This window comes from Intrasporangium sp. Soil_C_50 (assembly GCF_057656595.1).
In genome coordinates this window covers 23,170-41,817 of sequence record NZ_JBDGKB010000002.1, presented here as the reverse complement: position 1 = coordinate 41,817, position 18,648 = coordinate 23,170, and the positions used below count along the sequence as shown (strand labels likewise).

The window sequence follows — 18,648 nt, the reverse complement described above, 5'->3', positions numbered from 1 at the left end:
TGGACTGAACGATGATCGTTCGAACATCTGTTCGAACACCATCAGCGTAACCCCTGCCGCCGACACCGTGTCAAGGCGGTCGACGATCCGCGGACGACCCGCCGACGACCCGCCGACGACCGGCCGACGACGGGCCCGGATCCGGCCGTTCCGTCCCTTTCGACCGGAGCTGAGTACCGGTGCTCAGGAGCACCCGGACGGGCTCGGCCACAGTGGGAGCACACCACGGGCCCGGTCCGTGGCCGGAAGGGCGCAGGGGTCCCGTCCGTCCACGGACCGGGCCCGTCCTGCTGCCCCCGTCAGCCCCGCTCGACTCCCCTTGCGCCGACCCGGGGAATACGGGAGCGTCGGCAGCGTTGGACCGGTGCTCGGCCCTCGGCCGGGCACGACCGGACACCGGCCGACCGGCAGAAAGAAGGAGTCACGTGGGCGCCGAGCTCATCCCCATGGCCTTCACCACCGGGTGGGGCAGCGGCATCAACGCGTACGCGGTCGTGCTCGTCCTCGGGATCGCCGACCGATTCCTCCACGTCGGGCAGATCCCCGACGCCCTGGCCCGCACCGACGTCCTCGTCGGCGCCGCGATCCTCTTCGTCCTCGAGCTCGTCGCCGACAAGATCCCCTACGTCGACTCGGTGTGGGACTCGGTCCACACCGTCGTGCGTCCGGCGGTCGGAGCGACGATCGGCTACCTCATCGGCCACGAGACCGCGGGCCTCGCCGCCGCGGTCGGTGCTGCCACCGGCGGGGTCACGGCGCTCGTCTCGCACGGCGTCAAGGCCGGGCTCCGCGGCATCATCAACACCTCGCCCGAGCCCGCGAGCAACATCGTCGTCAGCACGGGCGAGGACGTCACGGTCACCGGCGTCACCGCCCTCGCCATCGCCCACCCGTGGGCCGCCGCGACGATCGCCCTGTTGCTGCTGGCCGTCGGCGCGTTCATCGTGTGGAAGCTCGCCGGGCGCCTGCGCCGGCTCAAGCGTCGCTACGACGCGTGGGGCGAGCGCGTCGGGATCGCCGCCCCCACCGGTCGCGTCGCACCGGGCGACGACGCCGGCCCACCGGGCAACCGACCTCCCCGGCGCCGGGCCGACCCGACGCGCCCGTTCCCGACGGACGACGCGGGTCGCGGGCGCCCCGGCTGACGTACGCCGACGCGTCACCGACCGTCGGTGCGTCAGAGCCGGCCGTAGACCTCGAGCGTGGCCGAGGACCGGTTCATCGTGATGAAGTGGATGCCGGGCGCCCCCTCGTCGAGGAGGCGCTGGGCGGACTCCGTGGCGATGGACATCCCCTCGGCGCGCACGGCCGTGGCGTCCTCGCCGTGCCGGTCGAGGCGGTCGGTGACCGCACGCGGCATCGGCTGGCCCGCGAGCTCGGCCATCCGCACGACCTGGCGCGCGTTGGTGATCGGCATGATGGCCGGCACGACCGGCAGGCGGGACCCGCGTCGGGCCAGCTCGTCGCGCAGGCGCAGGTAGTTGTCGACGTCGAACACCATCTGGGTGATGGCGAACTCGGCCCCGGCCCGCTCCTTGCGGATGAGGGTCTCGACGTCGTCGGCGAGGTCGGCGGACTCGGGGTGGCCGTCGGGGAAGGCCGCGACGCCGACGGTGAAGTCGCCGAGCCCGCGCACGAGCCCGACGAGCTCGTCGGCGTGGTCGAGCCCCTCGGGATGCGCCACCCAGGGCCGGCCGAGGCCGCCCTGCGGGTCGCCGCGGAGCGCGAGGATGTTGCGCACCCCGGCCGACGCGTACGCCCCGACGATGCCGCGCAGCTCCGACACCGAGTGCCCGACGCACGTCAGGTGCGCCATCGGCGTCAGCGTCGTCTCCTCGAGGATCCGCCGGGTCAGGCGCACCGTGCGGTCGCGGGTACCGCCGCCGGCGCCGTAGGTGATCGACACGAAGCCCGGCGAGATCTTCTCGAGGCGCCGGACGGCCTCCCAGAGCTGCACCTCGGCGGCGTCGTCCTTCGGCGGGAAGAACTCGAAGCTGAAGGTCGGGGTGTCGGCGGCGATCATCGCCGGGATGGACCGGGTGAACCGTTCCGCCCGTGCCATGGAGGATGCCGTGCCGTGCGCCATGCCGCTCACCCTAGGCGCCGCTCGTCCGCGGCGTGCGACCTGTTCACGGGACGGTCGCGCGCCCGCGTAGGCTGACCACCAATCCCGACCCGCTCGACCCGCTCGATGGAGGAGCCCGTGCAGACCCCCACCGACCTCGACGTGCTGCGCCGTCGGGTGCAGCAGGCGATCGACGGCCAGGTCACGGGGGCCACGACGGCGCTCGCGGCCATCGGCGAGGAGACCGCGCCGCTCGTGTCGGCCGTCTCGGGCCTGCTGTCCGGCGGCAAGGGCCTGCGCGCCGGCTTCCTCTACTGGGGCTACCGCGCGGCGGGCGGCGCCGACTCCGACGCCATCGTGCGGCTCGCCGCGAGCATGGAGTTCTTCCAGGCCGCGGCCCTGCTCCACGACGACGTCATGGACCGCAGCGACACCCGCCGCGGCAAGCCGTCGGCGCACCGCTCGGTCGCCACGCTGCACACCGACCACGGCTGGTCCGGCGACTCCGACCGGTTCGGCGAGGGCACGGCGATCCTCGCCGGCGACCTCTGCCTCACGTGGTGCGACGAGCTCTACTCCTCGTGCGGCCTGCCCGCGCCCGAGCTGGCCCGCGGCCGGGCGCTCTTCGACCTCATGCGCACCCAGCTCATGGGCGGCCAGTTCCTCGACCTGCTCGAGTCGGCCCGCGGCTGGGACGGTCTCGACCTCGACGCACGGGTCGCCTCGGCGCGCAAGGTGATCCGCTTCAAGAGCGCCAAGTACACGATCGAGCACCCGCTGCTCATCGGCGCGCTCGTCGGGGGCGCCCCCGACGAGGCCCTCGGCGCGCTGTCCGACTACGGCCTCGCGCTCGGCGAGGCGTTCCAGCTGCGCGACGACCTCCTCGGCGTCTTCGGCGACCCGGAGGCCACGGGCAAGCCCGCGGGCGACGACCTGCGCGAGGGCAAGCGCACCGTCCTCGTCGCCCATGCGCTCGACGCCGCGTCCGATCCCGACCGCCACCTCGTCGAGGCGCTCCTCGGCCGAGACGACCTCGACCTCGCCGGCGTCGAGCGGATCCGGTCCGTCCTCGTCGGCACCGGCGCCGTCGACCGCGTCGAGGAGCTCATCTCAGAGCTCGCCGACGCGTCCCGCGGCGCCGTCGCGCGGGCCCGGGCCACCGGCGTCCTCGACGACACCGCGCTCGACGTCCTCGAGGGCCTCGTCGAGGTCTCGACCGCGCGCCACGCCTGACCGCGGGCCCCGTGGGCCCGGGTCGTGACTCGTCGGACACGACACGTCAGGCGCCGACGCGCGTCAGGGGCCGACGCGCGTCAGGGCGTCAGAAGGCGAGCTCCTGGGCGCGCCGGCGGATCTCGGTCTTGTGCCCGGCGCGGAGGGCGTCGATCGGCGCACCCTCGACGGGCAGCGTCGGGTCGGGGGTGAACAGCCACTCGATGATCTCGTCGTCGTCCATCCCACCGTCGGCGAGCACCGTGAAGGTGCCCCGCAGCTCGGGACGCGGGCCCGCGTCGTCGAGGAACTTGGCCGGGACCGACGCGACGCGGCGCTCACCGACGCGGACGGCGATGACCTCGCGGTCGGCGATGAGGCGCCGGACCTGCGACAGCGGCACGCCGAGCCGCTCGGCGACGTCGGGGACGGTCAGCCACTCCCCCACGAGGCGCTCGAGGGCGCGGGCGTCGGTGGTGTCGCCGGAGTCGGCAGCGGTGTCGGGGTTCGGGCTCTGGCTCACGTCGTCAGAGTCTGCCACCCGCGACCGGAGTCGCGACACGCCCGGCACCGGTCGACGTGCTGGCACCAGCTCCGAAACCCGCTCGCAGCGTGGGAACGGCTCCCGGGATTCCGCTTCTGCGTCCTTCAGGATGGTTCGACCGGAATTACACCCGTGTATTTATACTTTAGCGCTCAAGTATGCACATTCATGCGCTACCGTCACACACGTCACATCACTCACAGTCGCATCACCGCTGCCCCCGAACGACCGCACCCCCGAGCACCACCAGCCCCTTCCCGAGTGCCCCTCCACACGTCCTTGCAACCGGGCCCAGGAAAGGACCAGCCCATGCCCTTCGCCGACGTCGCCGCGCTGGCGCAGCCGCCCCACGCCGTCGTCGTGCCCGTGAGCACGACGCCGTGGAAGACAGTCGCCGTCCGACCCGGCGACACGCTGTGGCACCTCGCCATCGCCCACCGCACGACGGTGCGAGCACTCGTGGACAAGAACCGCCTCGCCGCCGGTGGCAGTGTCATCCACCCCGGTCAGAAACTCCTCGTGCCCGGCTCCCCCGCCACGGCCACGACGCCGAAGCCGACCGCCAAGCCGGCCACCAAGCCCGCGCCTAAGCCGGCCACCAAGCCCGCGCCGAAGCCGTCCGGCACGACCGCACCCGCCCCCTCGGTCCCCGCCGGCGGCCTCGTCCACGTCGTCGTCCGCGGCGACACGATGTCGGGGATCGCCGCACGGTACAAGGTGTCGCTGACCAAGCTGCTCGCCGCCAACAAGCTCAAGAACGCCGGCCTCATCTACATCGGCCAACGCATCGTCGTGCCCGGCGTGACGAGCGCCCCGGCCCCGTCGACGCCCGCCCCGGCTGCGACTCCGCCGAGCGGCTACACGACGCCGACGAAGACCCAACAGGCTGTGGCCGCCAGCAAGGCCGAGCTGGCCGACCGCGACGTCCCGAGCCGCACCGAGACCTCCGACCTCATCCGGGCCACGGCGACGCGCAACGGCGTCGACCCCAAGCTCGCCCTCGCGATCGGCTGGATCGAGTCCGGGTGGTACCAGCGCGCCGTGTCCTACACCGATGCCGTCGGCGTCATGCAGCTGATGCCCATCTCCGAGACGTGGGCCTCGCAGCTGGCCGGGCGGACGCTCGACCGCTACGACACCCAGGACAACATCACCGGCGGTGTCCTCATCATCCGCGCCCTCATGGCCACGGCCGACTCACGCGAGCAGGCGATCGCCGGCTACTACCAGGGCCTCTACTCGGTGCGCACCAAGGGCCTCTACGAGGACACGAAGAAGTACGTCGCCACCGTCCTTGCGGTCTACGACCGCATGTGACGCTCCCACCCCCCGGGAGCCCCCAGAATGCCGCGGCCCCGCCACCCATCCCCACGGGTGTGCGGGGCCGCGGCTCGCCTGCAGGGGCCGCGGCTCGCCTGCACGGGATGCGACCGGACAGCCCGTAAACTCCTGCCGTGACGTCCAGCGTGGCGGACGCCCTCGTCGGTCGGGTGATCGACGGCCGGTACCGCATCCTTTCCCACCTCGCGGACGGAGGCATGGCCTCCGTCTACGTGGCGCTCGACGGACGCCTCGACCGCGAGGTCGCGGTCAAGATCATGCGCCCGGGGCTGGCCGTCGACGACGTCTTCGTCGAGCGGTTCCGCAGCGAGGCCCGCTCGGCCGCGCGCCTCAGCCACCCCAACGTCGTCGCCGTCTTCGACCAGGGTGAGGACGACGGCGACGTGTTCCTCGCGATGGAGCTCGTCGAGGGCAAGACCCTGCGCGACGTCATCCACGAGGAGTCGCCGCTCACGGCACGCGAGGCCCTGGCGATCCTCGAGCCGATCCTGCTCGCGCTGCGCGCCGCGCACACGGCCGGGATGATCCACCGCGACGTCAAGCCCGAGAACGTCATCGTGCGCCACGACGGTGAGGTCAAGGTCGCCGACTTCGGCCTGGCCCGGGCCATCACCAACCAGACGGCCACGAGCCAGACCGGCGTCCTGCTCGGCACCGTGTCCTACCTCTCGCCCGAGCAGGTCGAGCGCGGGCAGGCCGATGCCCGCAGCGACGTCTACGCCGCCGGGCTGCTCCTCTTCGAGATGCTGACCGGCCGCAAGGCGGTCACCGGCGACACCCCGATCCAGATCGCCTACCAGCACGTGCACGGCTCGATCCCGTCGCCCTCGACGCTCGTGCCGACCGTGCCCGAGGCGCTCGACGACCTCGTGGCCCGGGCCACGGCCCTCGACCCCGACCACCGCTTCGACTCGGCCACCGAGTTCGTCGCCGCCCTGCGCCATGTGCGGCGAGGTCTGACGCCCATCGAGCTTGACCGACGCGGCAGCGCGAGCAGCGGCGACACCGCCGTCCCGCTCCCGGCCGGTCGCCCCACGTCCGGCGCCGACGACCCGGGCGACACCCACGACGGCACGGTCACCGACGCGGTGGCGGGGGCGGTCGCCGCCCCCTCGACGCGACGGGGGGCCCCTGCCAGCACCGACGGCACGGACCGCTCCCAGCGCCCGCGCCTCGCCGCGCTGCCGGTCCACGAGGACGGCCCCGTCATCGAGCGCACCACCGCGATGCCACTGCAGCGCCGACGGCGCTCGCGCTGGCCACGGTGGCTCGCCGTCGTCCTGCTCGTGCTGGGTGGCGCCGGGGCCGGCTGGTGGTTCACCGCCGGCCCGGGTGGCACGACCGTCGTACCCGGACTCGTCGGGCAGCCGGTCGCGCAGGCGCAGGCCGGCCTCGAGGCCGTGTCGCTGTCGATGGACGAGCAGGCCGAGTTCTCCGAGACCGCCGCCAAGGGCACCGTCCTGCGCGTCGAGCCCGCCGCCGGCACCGAGCTGTCCAAGGACTCCACGATCCGCGTCGTCGTGTCCAAGGGGCAGGAGCGCTACATCGTCCCGAAGCTCGTCGGCACCAAGGCCTCCGACGCCGCCGGCGTCCTCGGGCCGCTGACCCTCGCCGTCGGCGACACGAAGCAGCAGTGGAACGAGACCGTCGCCAAGGGCCGTGTCATCTCCCAGTCGCCCGACCCCAGTGCGTCGGTCAAGCGCGGCACGCGCGTCGACCTCGTGGTGTCCAGGGGCCCGCAGCCGATCGAGGTCCCCAAGGTCACCGGCACCCCGTTCGACGCCGCGTCCGCGAAGCTGGGCGGGCTCGGCCTCGTCGTGCGCCGGGGCGCCGACGTCAACAGCGACTCGGTGCCCGCGGGCAGCGTCGTGAGCCAGGACCCGGCGTCCGGCACCCTGCACCGTGGCGACAGCGTGACGCTCGTCGTGTCCAAGGGCCCGGTCATGGTTCAGGTCCCGAGCGTCGTCGGCCAGAAGTCGTCCGACGCGGAGAAGGCGCTGACGGCCCTGGGCTTCACCGTCAAGAAGGAGGCGGGTCCGTTCGGACCGGTCTTCGACCTCGTCCAGCACCAGAGCATCGACGGCGGCCAGTCTGCGCCCAAGGGCAGCACCATCACGCTGACGATCGTCTGAGGCGCCGGTGCGGCCCTCGGCGCGCTCGCGCCTCGCGACGATCCTGCTCGTGTCCCTGACGGCCGTGTGGGGATCGACGTTCTTCCTCATCCGCGACCTCGTCGCGCACGTGCCGCCCATCGACTTCCTGGCCGTCCGCTTCGCCATCGCGGCCGTCGTCATGGTGGTCCTCTTCTGGCGGCCGCTGCGGGCCCTCGACCGGCGTCAGGTGCTCGTCGGCGTCGGGCTCGGCGGCCTCTACGGCGTGGCCCAGATCGCCCAGACCGTGGGTCTGGCCACGACACCGGCGTCGGTGTCCGGCTTCGTCACCGGCACCTACGTCGTCCTGACGCCACTGCTCACGGCGGTGCTGCTGCGCGAGCGGGTCTCGGGCTCGACGTGGCTCGCCGTGGGGCTGGCCACCGCCGGCCTCGCGCTGCTGTCGCTGCGCGGGCTCACGGTCGGGCCGGGCGAGGCCGTGACGCTGCTCTCGGCGCTGCTCTACGCACTGCACATCGTCGGTCTCGGCCGGTACAGCGCCTCGGAGGTCGCCACGGGGCTGTCCGTCGTGCAGATGGTCGTCATCGCCGTCCTCTGCGGGGCCGGTGCGCTGCCGGGCGGCATCGTCCTGCCGCAGACGCCGGGCCAGTGGGCCACGGTGCTCTACATGGTCGCCTTCGCGAGCATCCTCGCGCTGTGGGCCCAGACGTGGGCCCAGGCGCACCTGCCGGCGACCCGGGCCTCGATCGTCATGACCATGGAGCCGGTCTTCGCGGCGTTCTTCGCGGTCACGCTCGGCGACGAGTCGCTGACCTGGCGGATGGTCGTCGGAGGCGCCCTCGTGCTGACGGCCATGTGTGCGGTCGAGATCGTCGCGACCCGCCGCCGTCCCCGCGAGCTGCCCGCCGAGGCGCTGCACCACGAGGTCTGACGGCCGGTCGACGACGCCGGTCGACGACGCCGGTCGACGACGCCGTCAGCCGACGTGGGCCACGGCGTCGCGGACCGCCGTCAGCTCGGCCGGGGTGATGCCCTCCGGACGCAGGACCGCGTTCCACGCGTCGACCTGCTCCTCGGTGTACTTGTGGCCGAACCCGCCCGGCACGCCCGTGGAGAAGGGGAGGTCGGCGGTCACCTGCCAGAACGTCACGAACGGGATCCACACCATGTCGAGCGTGTCCTTGCCGGGCGGCTCGCCGATCCAGTCGGGCTCACTGAGGACGAGGTTCGGGCTCCACCAGACGATCGGGTCCGACGCGTGCATGAGGTAGAGGACGCGGTTGCCCTCCCAGGACCGCCCGTCGGGTGGGATGTCGACGCTCGCGTCGCTGGCGAACCGGACCGTGCGCCCGTCCTTGTAGACCGGCTGGATCTCCGGGCTGCCGGGGTCACGGTCGTCGCTGAACTCGCGGAACAGCGTGTTGAAGTTGGGCGGGCCGACGAACACCGTGCCGGCGGTGCGGTTGCGCAGGTCGAACTCGCCGCTGAAGGCGGTCTCGCCGCCGAACGAGCCGAGGCTCTCCCCGGCGACGAACAGCCGGGGGCGGTGGTCCTGCGGCAACCCGATCCAGTGCTCGTAGACCGCGTCGAACAGGGCCCGTCCGGCCTCCCGGGCCTTGGACTGGTCGACGAGGTAGGAGATCCACGAGGGCAGGTAGGAGTACTGCATCGCCACGGCCGCCGAGTCTCCGCTGAGGTACTCGAAGCTGTCGATGAGCGCAGGGTCCACCCAGCCGCTGCCGGTCGTCGTGATGACGACGAGGTCCCTGCGGTCGAAGCCGCCGGCCCGGACGAGGTCGTCGACCGCGAGCCGGGCCCGCGCCTCGGCGTCGCCGGCCGACTCCAGGCCCGCGTAGGCGCGGATGGGCTCCTTCGCCGGCCGGTGGACGAGCGACTGGATCTGGGCGGCCGACGGCCCGGACGCGGCGAACGTGCGGCCCTCACGGCCGAGGGTGTCCCACGGCACGACCGACCCCGGGCCGCCCGAGCGCAGCGCCGTCGCCGGCTGCTTCACTCCCTCCTCGGTGATCCCGTTGCGGACGGAGAACATCTCGTCGGCCACGGTGCGCAGCCCGTCGAGGAGCACCCCCGTGACGAGGAGGTACACGACGGCCGCGGCGAGGCCCCAGCCCACGACGTTCGCCGCACGCGGCCCGATCCAGCGCCGGAGCAGCCGGGCCAGGCGGTGGTAGAGCGCGCGCACGCCGCGGCCGGCCGCGACCAGCAGGCCGAACAGCACGAGGGCGACGAGCGGCGACAGGACGACCAGGGCGATGTCGTACTCGTCGATGCCCATGATGCGCCGGATCTCGGACTGCCAGTACTGACCGAAGCCGAACGCGACGGCCAGCAGGACGCCGCCCGCGATGAGCGACCTGCGCCACGAGCCCGGCCGGGGCGTGCGGGCCGACCGGTCGGCGAAGGCGCGCCAGATCCAGGCGACGAGCACGCCGAGCCCGTAGCCGATGGCGCCGGTGATGCCGCAGACGATGCCCTGCAGGAGCCCACCTCGGGGCAGGAGCGACGGGGTGTAGGACACCGCCGCGAGGACGACGGCGCCCCAGCAGCCGGGAAGGGTCAGGTGGGCCCAGCGCACCAGCCGGCCGAGCACGCCGGTGGGACGCGCCGTCGGCGGCGACGTGGCGGATGCACCCGTGACCGACATCTGCTCATCCGGATCTGTCTGGCGCACCACGGCGACCTCCTGGAGGTCCAGGTCTGTCCCTGACTGCCCCAAACGTACGGGTCGGGCCGGCGGCGCGCCCCGGAAACGCGGAAGAGCCGTCCGGTACCGGCTGGTGCCGGGCCGGCAACGGTCAGCGGGTCGGCGGCTGGCGCAGCAGGCCGGTGAGGACGTCGGTCGCCGCGCCGGTGGCGGCGTCGTCGACGTCGAGGTGCCAGACGAGGCGCACCGCACCGGGGCCGACGGCGTACGTGCGCACGCCGGCGTCGAGGGTGGCCGCGACGAACGCGGCGGACGTCCACCCGGCGGCCGCGACGTCGACGATGACGATGTTCGTCTCGACGCTCGTCAGGTCGACCGATCCGGGCGCCGCCTCGGCCATCGCCTCGGCGGCGCGGCGGGCTCGCGAATGGTCGTCGGCAAGCCGTTCGACGTTGTGCTCGAGGGCGAACAGCCCTGCAGCAGCGAGGATCCCGGCCTGGCGCATCCCTCCACCGAAACGCTTGCGCCAGATGCGCGACTCCGCCATCGCCTCGGCCGACCCGACGAGCACGCTGCCCACCGGTGCGCCGAGGCCCTTGCTCAGACACACAGACACGGTGTCGAACTCGCGGCCGTAGTCGGCGACCGGCACCCCGGACGCGACGTGGGCGTTGAAGAGGCGCGCCCCGTCGAGGTGCATCGCGACGCCCCGCTCGCGGGTCATCGCGCGCGCCCGGCGGATCTGCTCGAGGGACTGCACGGTGCCGCCGCCGAAGTTGTGCGTGTTCTCGACGACGAGCAGGGCGCTGTTGACCTGGTAGGGCCCGGCGCCGGTGACCATGAGGCCGGCCGGGTCGTCGGCGCGGAACCGGCCGCGCTCGGACACCCACGTGCGCGACGTGATGCCCGAGAGCACGGCCGCCGCGCCGAGCTCGGCCCGCACGACGTGTGCGAGCGAGTCGGCGACGAGCTCCTCCCCCGGGCGCACGTGCAACCGGATGCCGAGCTGGTTGGCCATCGAGCCGGACGGCGTGAAGAGCGCCGCCTCGTGGCCGAGCAGACCGGCGACCTGCTCCTCGAGGGCCCGCAGCGTCGGGTCCTCGCCGAAGACGTCGTCGCCGACCTCGGCCACGGCCATGGCGGCCCGCATCGCCTTGCTCGGACGCGTCAGGGTGTCGCTGAGCAGGTCGGCGCGCAGGGCCGTCACGGTCGGGGCCACGTCAGGCCTGGCTGAGCATCTCGGCGACGAGGAAGGCCAGCTCCAGGGACTGCTGGTGGTTCAGGCGGGGGTCGCACACCGACTCGTAGCGCTTCTCGAGGTCGGTGTCGATGATCTTCTCGGCGCCACCGAGGCACTCGGTGACGTCGTTGCCGGTCAGCTCGACGTGGATGCCGCCGGGCACCGTGCCGAGGGACTGGTGCACCTCGAAGAAGCCGCGGACCTCCTCGACGATGTCCTCGAAGTCGCGCGTCTTGTAGCCGGTCGAGCTCTCGAAGGTGTTGCCGTGCATCGGGTCGCAGATCCACGTCACCGTCGCGCCGGAGGCGGTCACCTTGTCGACGATGGCCGGGAGGGCGTCGCGGATCGTGCCCGCGCCCATGCGCGTGATGAACGTCAGGCGGCCGGGCGTGCGGTTCGGGTCGACCTTGTCGATGAGGCGCAGCACCTCGTCGATGTCGGCCTTGGGCCCGAGCTTCACGCCGATCGGGTTGCTGATGCGCGAGACGAAGTCGACGTGCGCGCCGTCGAGCTGGCGGGTGCGCTCGCCGACCCAGACGAAGTGCCCCGACGTGTCGTAAAGGCGCCCCGACCGGGAGTCGATGCGCGTCAGCGGGCGCTCGTAGTCGAGCAGGAGTGCCTCGTGGGCCGCGAAGAACTCGACGGTGCGCATCGCGTCGAAGTCGGCGCCGCAGGCCGCCATGAAGCGCATCGCCTTGTCGATGTCCTTGGCGAGCTTCTCGTAGCGCTGGTTGGCCGAGTTGGCGACGAAGCCACGGTTCCAGTCGTGCACGTGGCGCAGGTCGGCGAAACCGCCGGTCGTGAACGCGCGCACGAGGTTCAGCGTCGCCGAGCTCGCGTGGTAGGCGCGGACGAGCCGCTGCGGGTCGGGGATGCGGGCCGTCTCGTGGAAGGCGAAGTCGTTGACCATGTCACCGCGGAAGGCGGGCAGGGTTACGCCCTCACGGGTCTCGACGCCGGACGAGCGCGGCTTGGCGTACTGACCGGCCATCCGGCCGACCTTGACGACCGGCACCGACGCACCGTAGGTGAGGACGGCGGCCATCTGCAGGATCGTCTTGATGCGGTCGCGGATGTTGTCGGCGGTCGCGGACGCGAACGTCTCGGCGCAGTCGCCGCCCTGCAGGACGAAGGCCTCCCCGACAGCGGCCGAGGCCATCCGGGCGGTGAGGATGTCGCACTCGCCGGCGAAGACGAGCGGCGGATACGAGGCGAGGGTCTCGATCACCTCGGAGAGCGCAGCCGTGTCGGGCCACGAGGGCTGCTGCCCGGCCTCGAGCTCGGTTGCTGCCGCCGTGAGGGCGGCGAGGGCCTCGGACCCGTTCGCGGGTTCGAGACCGACATCGGCGGTGACGGTCCTCATGTTCACCCGATCAGGGTAGACGGCACACGCAGGTCCTCCGTGCCGGGTCCGCATCCCGATATCTCCACCCGCACCCCGTCAGTCCCCCGTCAGTCCCCCGTCAGTCCCGGTCAGTCCCCGTCAGTCCCCCGGGCTCGGGTCGCTCCTCGAGGTCGAGGCCGCGCTCCATCGCGAACCGGACCAGCTCGACGCGGTTGTGCATCTGCAGCTTGCCGAAGATGTTCTGCACGTGGTTCTGCACGGTGCGGTGCGACAGGAACAGCGTCGCAGCGATCTCCTTGTAGCCCATGCCCGTCGCGACGTACTTGAGGATCTCGGTCTCACGGTCGGTCAGCTCGGGCACCTCGCGCTCGGGGCCGCCCGAGCTGCGGACCCGACGGAACTCGCCGAGGACGAGCCCGGCCAGGCCCGCCGTGAAGACGGGGTCGCCGACGGCCGTGGCGCGCACGGCGGCGAGGAACTCCTCTCGGCCGGCACTCTTGACGAGGTAGCCGAGCGCGCCGGCCTTGACGGCCTCGAGGACGTCCTGGTGGTCACCGGACGCCGAGAGGATGAGCACACGCGTCGGCACCCCGGCCGCGGCGAGTGCAGCGCAGACCTGCGACCCGCTCAGCCCGGGGAGGTTGAGGTCGAGGACGAGGACGTCCGGGACCGTGGCGCGGGTGCGCGCCACGGCCGAGCGTCCGTCGTCGGCGGTGGCGACGACCTCGAACCCGGCGTCGGCGAGGTCGCGGGCGACGGCGTCGCGCCACATCGGGTGGTCGTCGGCGACGACGACGCGGATGCGCGCCGCGCCACCGGGCGTCGGGTCGTGCGTCGGGTCGTCGTGCGTCGGGTCGGGTGCGGGCGTGGCAGCGTCGTCGCTCACGGTGCTCCTCGTCGGTCGTTCCGGCCGCGTCGGGCGGGCCGGTCGGGTCGGTGGGAGGGGTGGGAGGGATGGCGAGGGACGCGCAGCTCGACGGTGGTACCGCCGGCTGGTCCCGAGGTGATGACGGCGCCGCCGCCGAGGTCGCTCAGGCGCCCCCTGATGCTCGAGGAGACCCCGAGCCGGCCCTGGCCGACGGCCTCCTGGAGCCGGGCCTCGCTGAGGCCGCGCCCGGAGTCGCGGATCGTCACGGCGACGTCGCGGCCGTCGTCGTCGAGCAGCACCCAGGCCCGGGCCCCCTCGCCGGCGTGCTTGCGGACGTTGTCGAGCGCGGCCTCCACGGCCGCGACGACCTCGTCGGCGACCCGTCGGGGCAGCAGGACCGGGTCGGCGGGCGACACGAGCTGGACGTCGTCGGTCTCGACGTGGCGCAGCAGGGTGCGCAGGTCGGCGTCGCCGCTCACGGCGCGCCCCACCTCCGCGAGGTCGGTCTGGCTGACGAGGGTGCGCAGGATGCGCTCCTGCTCCCCGGCCATGGCCCCGAGCGTGGCCGACTCTCCCCCGAGGTCGGTGGCACGACGGTGGATGAAGGAGAGGGTCTGCAGGACGCCGTCGTGGACGGTGCGCGCGAGGCGGTCGCGCTCGGCTCGGGCCGCGTCGAGGCGCATGGCCTCGGCGAGGGCGGAGTGGCTGGCGCGGGCGAGGTCGACGCAGTACCCGATGCACCCGCCGAGGAGCAGCCCGAAGATCGAGTTGGACACGGTGTTCGCGGTGGGCTGCACGACCTCGACGAACGAGCTCGCGGCGACGAGGCACGCCGCCGCGAGACCGCCGCGCCAGCCGCGCAGGATCGCGAAGCCGACGACGGCGGCCGAGGGCCAGATCGAGGGCAGCGTCTTCGCGCCGGCGGTGATCACCTCGGGCGTGTCGACGAGCCGCGTGGCGAGGATGGCACCACAGCCGATGGCGAGCTCGACGGTGTAGGCGCGGACGGTGCGCATCGGCCGGACGGTCTGCACGGCGGTCCACCCGGCGAGGACGCCGAGCACCACGAGCGCCACGGACAGGTGGGCAACCCCGGCGCGTCGCTCCCACATCGAGTACGCGGCGTAGACGAGGGCCAGGATCCGGAACACGTCGACGGCGCGCCACAGGCCGCGCACGACGACGTGCTCGTCATCGAGCAGGGCCGGGCCCGCGGGCGTCTCGGACCCGCCGGTCGCGACGGACATGGGTCAGGAGGCCGCCACGACGGGGCCGCCGTCCTCGTCGGAGTCCTCGTCGGCTCCGGCGCTGGAATCGGCGCCGGATTCCGCGCCGGCGTCGCCGCTGCCCTCGGAGTCGTCCGTGCGGTCGGGGTGCGCTGACGCCCCGGCCGGCGCGGCGCGCACCGTGCGCTCGTTGCGCTCAGCTCCCTCGGCGGCGTCGAGCGCCTCCTCGAGCTCGGGGGCGGCGCTGCCCGGCTTGGCGGCCTCCTGCAGCTCGCGGGCCTTGGCCTTGGCTGCGGCGACGAGGCGGTCCTTCATCGACGTCGCGTACATGTCGACGTACTCCTGGCCGGACAGGAGCATCAGCTCGTACATGACCTCGTCGGTGATCGAGCGCAGGACGAAGCGGTCGTCCTCCATGCCCTCGTACCGGGAGAAGTCGAGCGGCTTGCCGACGCGCACGCCGATGCGCATGATCCGCGGGATGACCTTGCCCGTCGGCTGGGCCTTGTCGGTGCCGATCATCGCGATCGGGATCACGGTGACCTTGCCCTCGAGGGCCATCCGGGCCATGCCGGTGCGGCCGCGGTAGAGGCGGCCGTCGGGTGAGCGGGTGCCCTCCGGGTAGATGCCGAGCAGCTCGCCGCGGCGCAGGACCTTGAGGCCGGAGTTCAGGGCTGCGTTGCTCGCCTTGCCACCGGAGCGGTCGACCGGCAGCTGGCCGACACCCTTGAAGAAGGCGGCCGTGAGGCGCCCCTTGAGGCCGCGGCCCGTGAAGTAGTCGCTCTTGGCCAGGAACGTGACTCGGCGCGAGACGACGAGCGGCAGGAAGATCGAGTCGGAGAAGGACAGGTGGTTCGAGGCGAAGATCGCCGCACCCGTCTCGGGGATGTTCTCCTCACCCTCCACCCAGGGGCGGAAGAGGAGCTTGATGATCGGCCCGATGACGACCATCTTGAGGAACCAGTAGAACACCCGCGCACTCCTCCTGACTGTGACCGCTCGAACTCTACGGCACTCGCGCACGCACAGCGCCGCATGCGAGGATCATGAGGTCCAGCCGCACCGTCGCCAGGAGCCCACCGTGCCGGTCCCCACCGAGGTCGCCGCCACCCCACGCGGGGCGTCCTCGCCGCGCCTCCCGCGGCCGCGAGCCGCCGTCGTCGTCCACCCCGCCCAGGTGCCAGGGAGGCTGTCGTGAACGACCGGGACCTCGACGACGAGTTCGCACGGATCATTGCCGGCTGGGACGCCGAGGCACCCGACCCGCTGCCGCGCCGCGCTCCGACCGCCGACACCGGTCCCGACACCGGTTCCGACGCCGGCTCGACGGATGCGCGGGACGTCGGCGACGCCACCACCGCGACCGGCACCGGACCGACCGACGCGTCGGACGCCACCGACGCGCTGACCGACGACGTCCTCGCCGACCCCGCGCCGAACGCTGCTCCCGCCGCGGACCCGGGCGCACCGAGCGCCCCCGGCGGCTCGGGCGGTTCGGACGTCCTCGACCTGCCGATCGCCTCGAGCACCGAGCACGTGTGGCGCGGAGGCCCGCCGCGGCGTGAAGACGCCGACGCTCTCCTCGACCGGGTCGGCACCGACGACCCCGACGACGACCACTTCGTGCCGCCGTCGGAGATAGACCTGCCCTCGGCCGAGACCGACCCGATGTTCTGGGCCATCGTCGGCGGCCTCGTCGGTGGTCCGCTCCTGCTGCTCTACGTCCTCTTCTTCGACCGTGACGGCAGCGGCTGGTGGGTCGTCACGGCGCTCGCGATGATCGTCGTCGGCTTCGTCCTGCTCGTCCTGCGCGGCGGCACCGAGCGCGACCCGTTCGACGACGGCACACGGGTCTAGCCACCCGCACCTCTCGGCACCAGGTCGACCCAGAGGGGCCGGTGGTCCGACGCGACCGCGACGTCCGCGGCGATCGCCAGGTCCAGCGTCTTGCGCTCAGGTGGATCGGCCGGATCACGCTGTGCCGCAACGAGATCCGGTGCGGCCAGCACCGCGTCGATGGCCACCGTCGGCGTCGCGGCGGGGAACGTCGGCACGTCCGGCAGCACCGGAGGCCAGTGACGGGTCAGCACTCCGCGCGCGTCGCCGTCCGGCCCTTCGTTGAGGTCACCCGCCACGACGCTGCGGGCCGGCAACGTGGCGACGAGGTGCTCGGCGTGGCGCACCCGCTCCCCCGCCCTCAGCCCGAGGTGCACGCTCACGACGGTCAGCGCCGCGTCGGGCGGCCACCCGTCCGGCGCCACCGTGACGCCGGCCCAGCCGCGCGTCCGGTCCGGGAAACGCGTCGGCAGCCGTCCACGGGACGATGCGACGACGGCGACCCCGGGAGCAGTCAGGACCGCGGTTCCACCGGTGCCGAACCTGCCTCTGCCCCAGTTCATCCCGCACTCGCGGGCGAAACGCGGGAGACGTACCTCGGTCGTGAGCCGACGTGGCACCTCCTGGAGGCACAGCACGTCGGGCGCCACGGCACGCACGACGCGGGCGGCCGCCCGACGGTCGTCGAGGAAGTCGCGGACGTTGTACGACATGACGCGCAGGGGCCGGACCCGCCCGGCACCCGCGCCCGGGGTCACCGCGGCGTCACTGCCCCGTGCGCGCCAGCTCGGCCGCGCCGATGAGGCCGGCGTCGCTGCCGAGGACCGCGCGCACGATCCGCGCCTCCGGGCGGTAACCACGCCCCGGCAGCTGCCTGCGGAAGGCGTCGCGCGCCGGCCCGATGAGCATCTCGTCGGCGGCGCTGACTCCCCCACCGATGACGAACAGGCCGGGGTCGAAGGCGGCCGCGAGGTTGGCCAGGCCGACACCGAGCCACTCCCCGATGTCGGCGAGCAGCTCACGGGCGGTGGGGTCGCCGTCGCGGGCTGCGTCGGTGATGAACGGTCCGGTGAGCGCGCCCTTGTCGCCCCCGAGCCGTACGAGCAGGTCGGCGACGACGGGCGAGCCGGCCTCGATCATGGCCCGGGCCTCGCGCACGAGGGCGTTGCCGCTCGCGTACTGCTCCCAGCAGCCGCGGTTGCCGCACTCGCAGCGCGCTCCGCCGGGGACGATCTGCATGTGGCCGAACTCTCCGGCGATGCCGTGCCGGCCGCGCTGCACCCGGCCGTCGATGATGAGGGCTCCACCGATGCCGGTGCCGAGGGTGATCACGACGACGTGCGACTCACCCCGCGCCGCGCCGAAGGTCGCCTCGGCCCACGCCGCCGCGTTGGCGTCGTTGTCGACGGTGATCGGCAGCTCGATGCGACCCGCGAGGGCGTCGCGCAGCGGCTCGTTGCGCCACGACAGGTGGGGCGCGAAGACGACGGTGGCGCGGTCCTCGGCGACGAACCCCGCCGCGCCGATGCCGACCGCGACGACGTCCTGGCCGCTGTCGGCGCGCACCTGGGCGAGGAGGTCCTCGACCGCCTCGACGATGGTGTCCTCGACCACGCGCGGGGAGGTCGAGCGGTGCGGCGTGTCGCGCCGGACCCGGTGGGAGATGCGTCCCTGCTCGTCGACGATGCCGCCGGCCACCTTGGTGCCGCCGATGTCGATGCCGATCGCGAGTCCGGTGCTCACTCGGACGCTCCCTTCCCGTCGTCGCCCGACGCCCCCGCTGACCGGTCGCGGCGCTCGCGCTGGGCCGTGGCGAGGTCGCGTAGCGCCGTGGCAGCGAGCCCCACGACGTCGGCGAAGCGGTCGATGGCGTCCGGCTCGATCCGCTGGACGAAGGCGATCAGCTGGCAGACGGGGCAGACGGCGCACGCTGCCGGCGTCCGGCCGCCGCACGTGCACTCGTGCGCGTCGGACCCGCTGGGTGCGTCGTCCTCGCCGGCCGGAGTCGAGCGGTTCGCGGCCGACGCGTCGTCCGGGCCGGTCCCGCCGGTCTCGTCGGCCGCCTCGTCCGCTGCGGCGCCCGCGGCGCCCCAGCCCCGGGAGGAGAGCAGGTCGACGAGCAGCGCGGCCTCCTCGGCGACCGATCCGGTGGCGGTGCCGCGCGGCTCGCGCGTGTCGGTGTCCTCTGGCGTCAC

General features: G+C 73.2%; 17 protein-coding genes. 6 read left to right on the top strand and 11 right to left on the bottom strand.

Annotation, left to right across the window (positions count from 1 at the left end; translation table 11 throughout):
- Nucleotides 1–425 precede the first annotated feature (425 nt).
- Entirely contained in the window at nucleotides 426–1,145 is a 720-nt protein-coding gene (locus AC3A5R_RS07665; protein ID WP_487620168.1) for a DUF4126 domain-containing protein, read from the top strand.
- A 32-nt stretch (nucleotides 1,146–1,177) separates the two neighbouring features.
- Here the strand turns inward: AC3A5R_RS07665 and metF are convergent, their stop codons facing one another.
- On the bottom strand, nucleotides 1,178–2,086 hold the full coding sequence (gene metF, locus AC3A5R_RS07660; RefSeq protein ID WP_487620167.1) for a methylenetetrahydrofolate reductase [NAD(P)H]: 909 nt from the start codon (nucleotides 2,084–2,086) through the stop codon (nucleotides 1,178–1,180).
- Nucleotides 2,087–2,191: 105 nt separating this feature from the next.
- Between metF and AC3A5R_RS07655 the strand changes: the two genes are divergently transcribed.
- Nucleotides 2,192–3,298 carry a polyprenyl synthetase family protein gene (locus tag AC3A5R_RS07655; RefSeq protein ID WP_487620166.1) on the top strand — a complete coding sequence of 369 codons (1,107 nt, stop codon included), beginning with the start codon at nucleotides 2,192–2,194 and terminating at the stop codon, nucleotides 3,296–3,298.
- 88 nt (nucleotides 3,299–3,386) lie between these two features.
- Here the strand turns inward: AC3A5R_RS07655 and AC3A5R_RS07650 are convergent, their stop codons facing one another.
- A complete protein-coding gene (locus AC3A5R_RS07650) occupies nucleotides 3,387–3,800 on the bottom strand; it encodes an Rv2175c family DNA-binding protein (RefSeq protein WP_487620165.1) in 414 nt (137 codons plus the stop codon).
- 330 nt (nucleotides 3,801–4,130) lie between these two features.
- Between AC3A5R_RS07650 and AC3A5R_RS07645 the strand changes: the two genes are divergently transcribed.
- The 3 genes from AC3A5R_RS07645 to AC3A5R_RS07635 all read left to right on the top strand — a co-directional run bounded on the left by AC3A5R_RS07645 (nucleotide 4,131) and on the right by AC3A5R_RS07635 (nucleotide 8,204).
- Entirely contained in the window at nucleotides 4,131–5,138 is a 1,008-nt protein-coding gene (locus tag AC3A5R_RS07645; RefSeq protein WP_487620164.1) for a lytic transglycosylase domain-containing protein, read from the top strand.
- A 137-nt stretch (nucleotides 5,139–5,275) separates the two neighbouring features.
- Nucleotides 5,276–7,294, top strand: coding sequence for a Stk1 family PASTA domain-containing Ser/Thr kinase (gene pknB, locus AC3A5R_RS07640; RefSeq protein ID WP_487620163.1), 2,019 nt, complete (start codon nucleotides 5,276–5,278; stop codon nucleotides 7,292–7,294).
- A gap of 49 nt (nucleotides 7,295–7,343) precedes the next feature.
- Nucleotides 7,344–8,204, top strand: a complete 861-nt coding sequence (locus tag AC3A5R_RS07635; protein ID WP_487620162.1) for a DMT family transporter — start codon at nucleotides 7,344–7,346, stop codon at nucleotides 8,202–8,204.
- 45 nt (nucleotides 8,205–8,249) lie between these two features.
- On the opposite strand, the gene AC3A5R_RS07630 is transcribed toward AC3A5R_RS07635, so the two are convergent.
- From AC3A5R_RS07630 to AC3A5R_RS07605, 6 genes are all read right to left on the bottom strand, one after another.
- Nucleotides 8,250–9,968 carry an alpha/beta hydrolase gene (locus AC3A5R_RS07630; protein WP_487620161.1) on the bottom strand — a complete coding sequence of 573 codons (1,719 nt, stop codon included), beginning with the start codon at nucleotides 9,966–9,968 and terminating at the stop codon, nucleotides 8,250–8,252.
- Nucleotides 9,969–10,089: 121 nt separating this feature from the next.
- Nucleotides 10,090–11,157, bottom strand: a complete 1,068-nt coding sequence (locus AC3A5R_RS07625) for a threonine aldolase family protein (protein WP_487620160.1) — start codon at nucleotides 11,155–11,157, stop codon at nucleotides 10,090–10,092.
- A 1-nt stretch (nucleotide 11,158) separates the two neighbouring features.
- Nucleotides 11,159–12,595: a class II 3-deoxy-7-phosphoheptulonate synthase gene (locus AC3A5R_RS07620; protein WP_487620159.1), complete on the bottom strand. Its 1,437-nt coding sequence runs from the start codon at nucleotides 12,593–12,595 to the stop codon at nucleotides 11,159–11,161.
- A 46-nt stretch (nucleotides 12,596–12,641) separates the two neighbouring features.
- Nucleotides 12,642–13,325 (bottom strand): response regulator, encoded by a 684-nt coding sequence (locus AC3A5R_RS07615; protein ID WP_487620533.1) that lies wholly within the window; start codon nucleotides 13,323–13,325, stop codon nucleotides 12,642–12,644.
- Between the two features lie 80 nt (nucleotides 13,326–13,405).
- Nucleotides 13,406–14,638: a MacS family sensor histidine kinase gene (macS, locus tag AC3A5R_RS07610; protein ID WP_487620158.1), complete on the bottom strand. Its 1,233-nt coding sequence runs from the start codon at nucleotides 14,636–14,638 to the stop codon at nucleotides 13,406–13,408.
- A gap of 3 nt (nucleotides 14,639–14,641) precedes the next feature.
- Nucleotides 14,642–15,589, bottom strand: coding sequence for a lysophospholipid acyltransferase family protein (locus AC3A5R_RS07605; RefSeq protein ID WP_487620157.1), 948 nt, complete (start codon nucleotides 15,587–15,589; stop codon nucleotides 14,642–14,644).
- A 222-nt stretch (nucleotides 15,590–15,811) separates the two neighbouring features.
- Between AC3A5R_RS07605 and AC3A5R_RS07600 the strand changes: the two genes are divergently transcribed.
- On the top strand, nucleotides 15,812–16,474 hold the full coding sequence (locus tag AC3A5R_RS07600) for a hypothetical protein (RefSeq protein WP_487620156.1): 663 nt from the start codon (nucleotides 15,812–15,814) through the stop codon (nucleotides 16,472–16,474).
- On the opposite strand, the gene AC3A5R_RS07595 is transcribed toward AC3A5R_RS07600, so the two are convergent.
- The 3 genes from AC3A5R_RS07595 to AC3A5R_RS07585 are packed head-to-tail and all read right to left on the bottom strand — an operon-like array spanning nucleotide 16,471 to nucleotide 18,648.
- A complete protein-coding gene (locus tag AC3A5R_RS07595) occupies nucleotides 16,471–17,166 on the bottom strand; it encodes an endonuclease/exonuclease/phosphatase family protein (RefSeq protein WP_487620155.1) in 696 nt (231 codons plus the stop codon). The two genes, AC3A5R_RS07600 and AC3A5R_RS07595, sit on opposite strands and share 4 nt — an antisense overlap.
- A 52-nt stretch (nucleotides 17,167–17,218) precedes the next feature.
- Nucleotides 17,219–18,196 carry an ROK family glucokinase gene (locus tag AC3A5R_RS07590; protein ID WP_487620154.1) on the bottom strand — a complete coding sequence of 326 codons (978 nt, stop codon included), beginning with the start codon at nucleotides 18,194–18,196 and terminating at the stop codon, nucleotides 17,219–17,221.
- Nucleotides 18,193–18,648 (bottom strand): hypothetical protein, encoded by a 456-nt coding sequence (locus AC3A5R_RS07585; RefSeq protein WP_487620153.1) that lies wholly within the window; start codon nucleotides 18,646–18,648, stop codon nucleotides 18,193–18,195. The genes AC3A5R_RS07590 and AC3A5R_RS07585 overlap by 4 nt, the downstream gene beginning before the upstream one ends.

Bases quoted from the DNA above. Each gene is read 5' to 3' on its own strand.
- AC3A5R_RS07595 (WP_487620155.1), bottom strand. From the start codon at position 17,166: ATGTCGTACAACGTCCGCGACTTCCTCGACGACCGTCGGGCGGCCGCC.
- metF (WP_487620167.1), bottom strand. From the start codon at position 2,086: ATGGCGCACGGCACGGCATCCTCCATGGCACGGGCGGAACGGTTCACC.
- macS (WP_487620158.1), bottom strand. From the start codon at position 14,638: ATGTCCGTCGCGACCGGCGGGTCCGAGACGCCCGCGGGCCCGGCCCTG.
- AC3A5R_RS07655 (WP_487620166.1), top strand. From the start codon at position 2,192: ATGGAGGAGCCCGTGCAGACCCCCACCGACCTCGACGTGCTGCGCCGT.
- AC3A5R_RS07620 (WP_487620159.1), bottom strand. From the start codon at position 12,595: ATGCGGACCCGGCACGGAGGACCTGCGTGTGCCGTCTACCCTGATCGG.
- AC3A5R_RS07645 (WP_487620164.1), top strand. From the start codon at position 4,131: ATGCCCTTCGCCGACGTCGCCGCGCTGGCGCAGCCGCCCCACGCCGTC.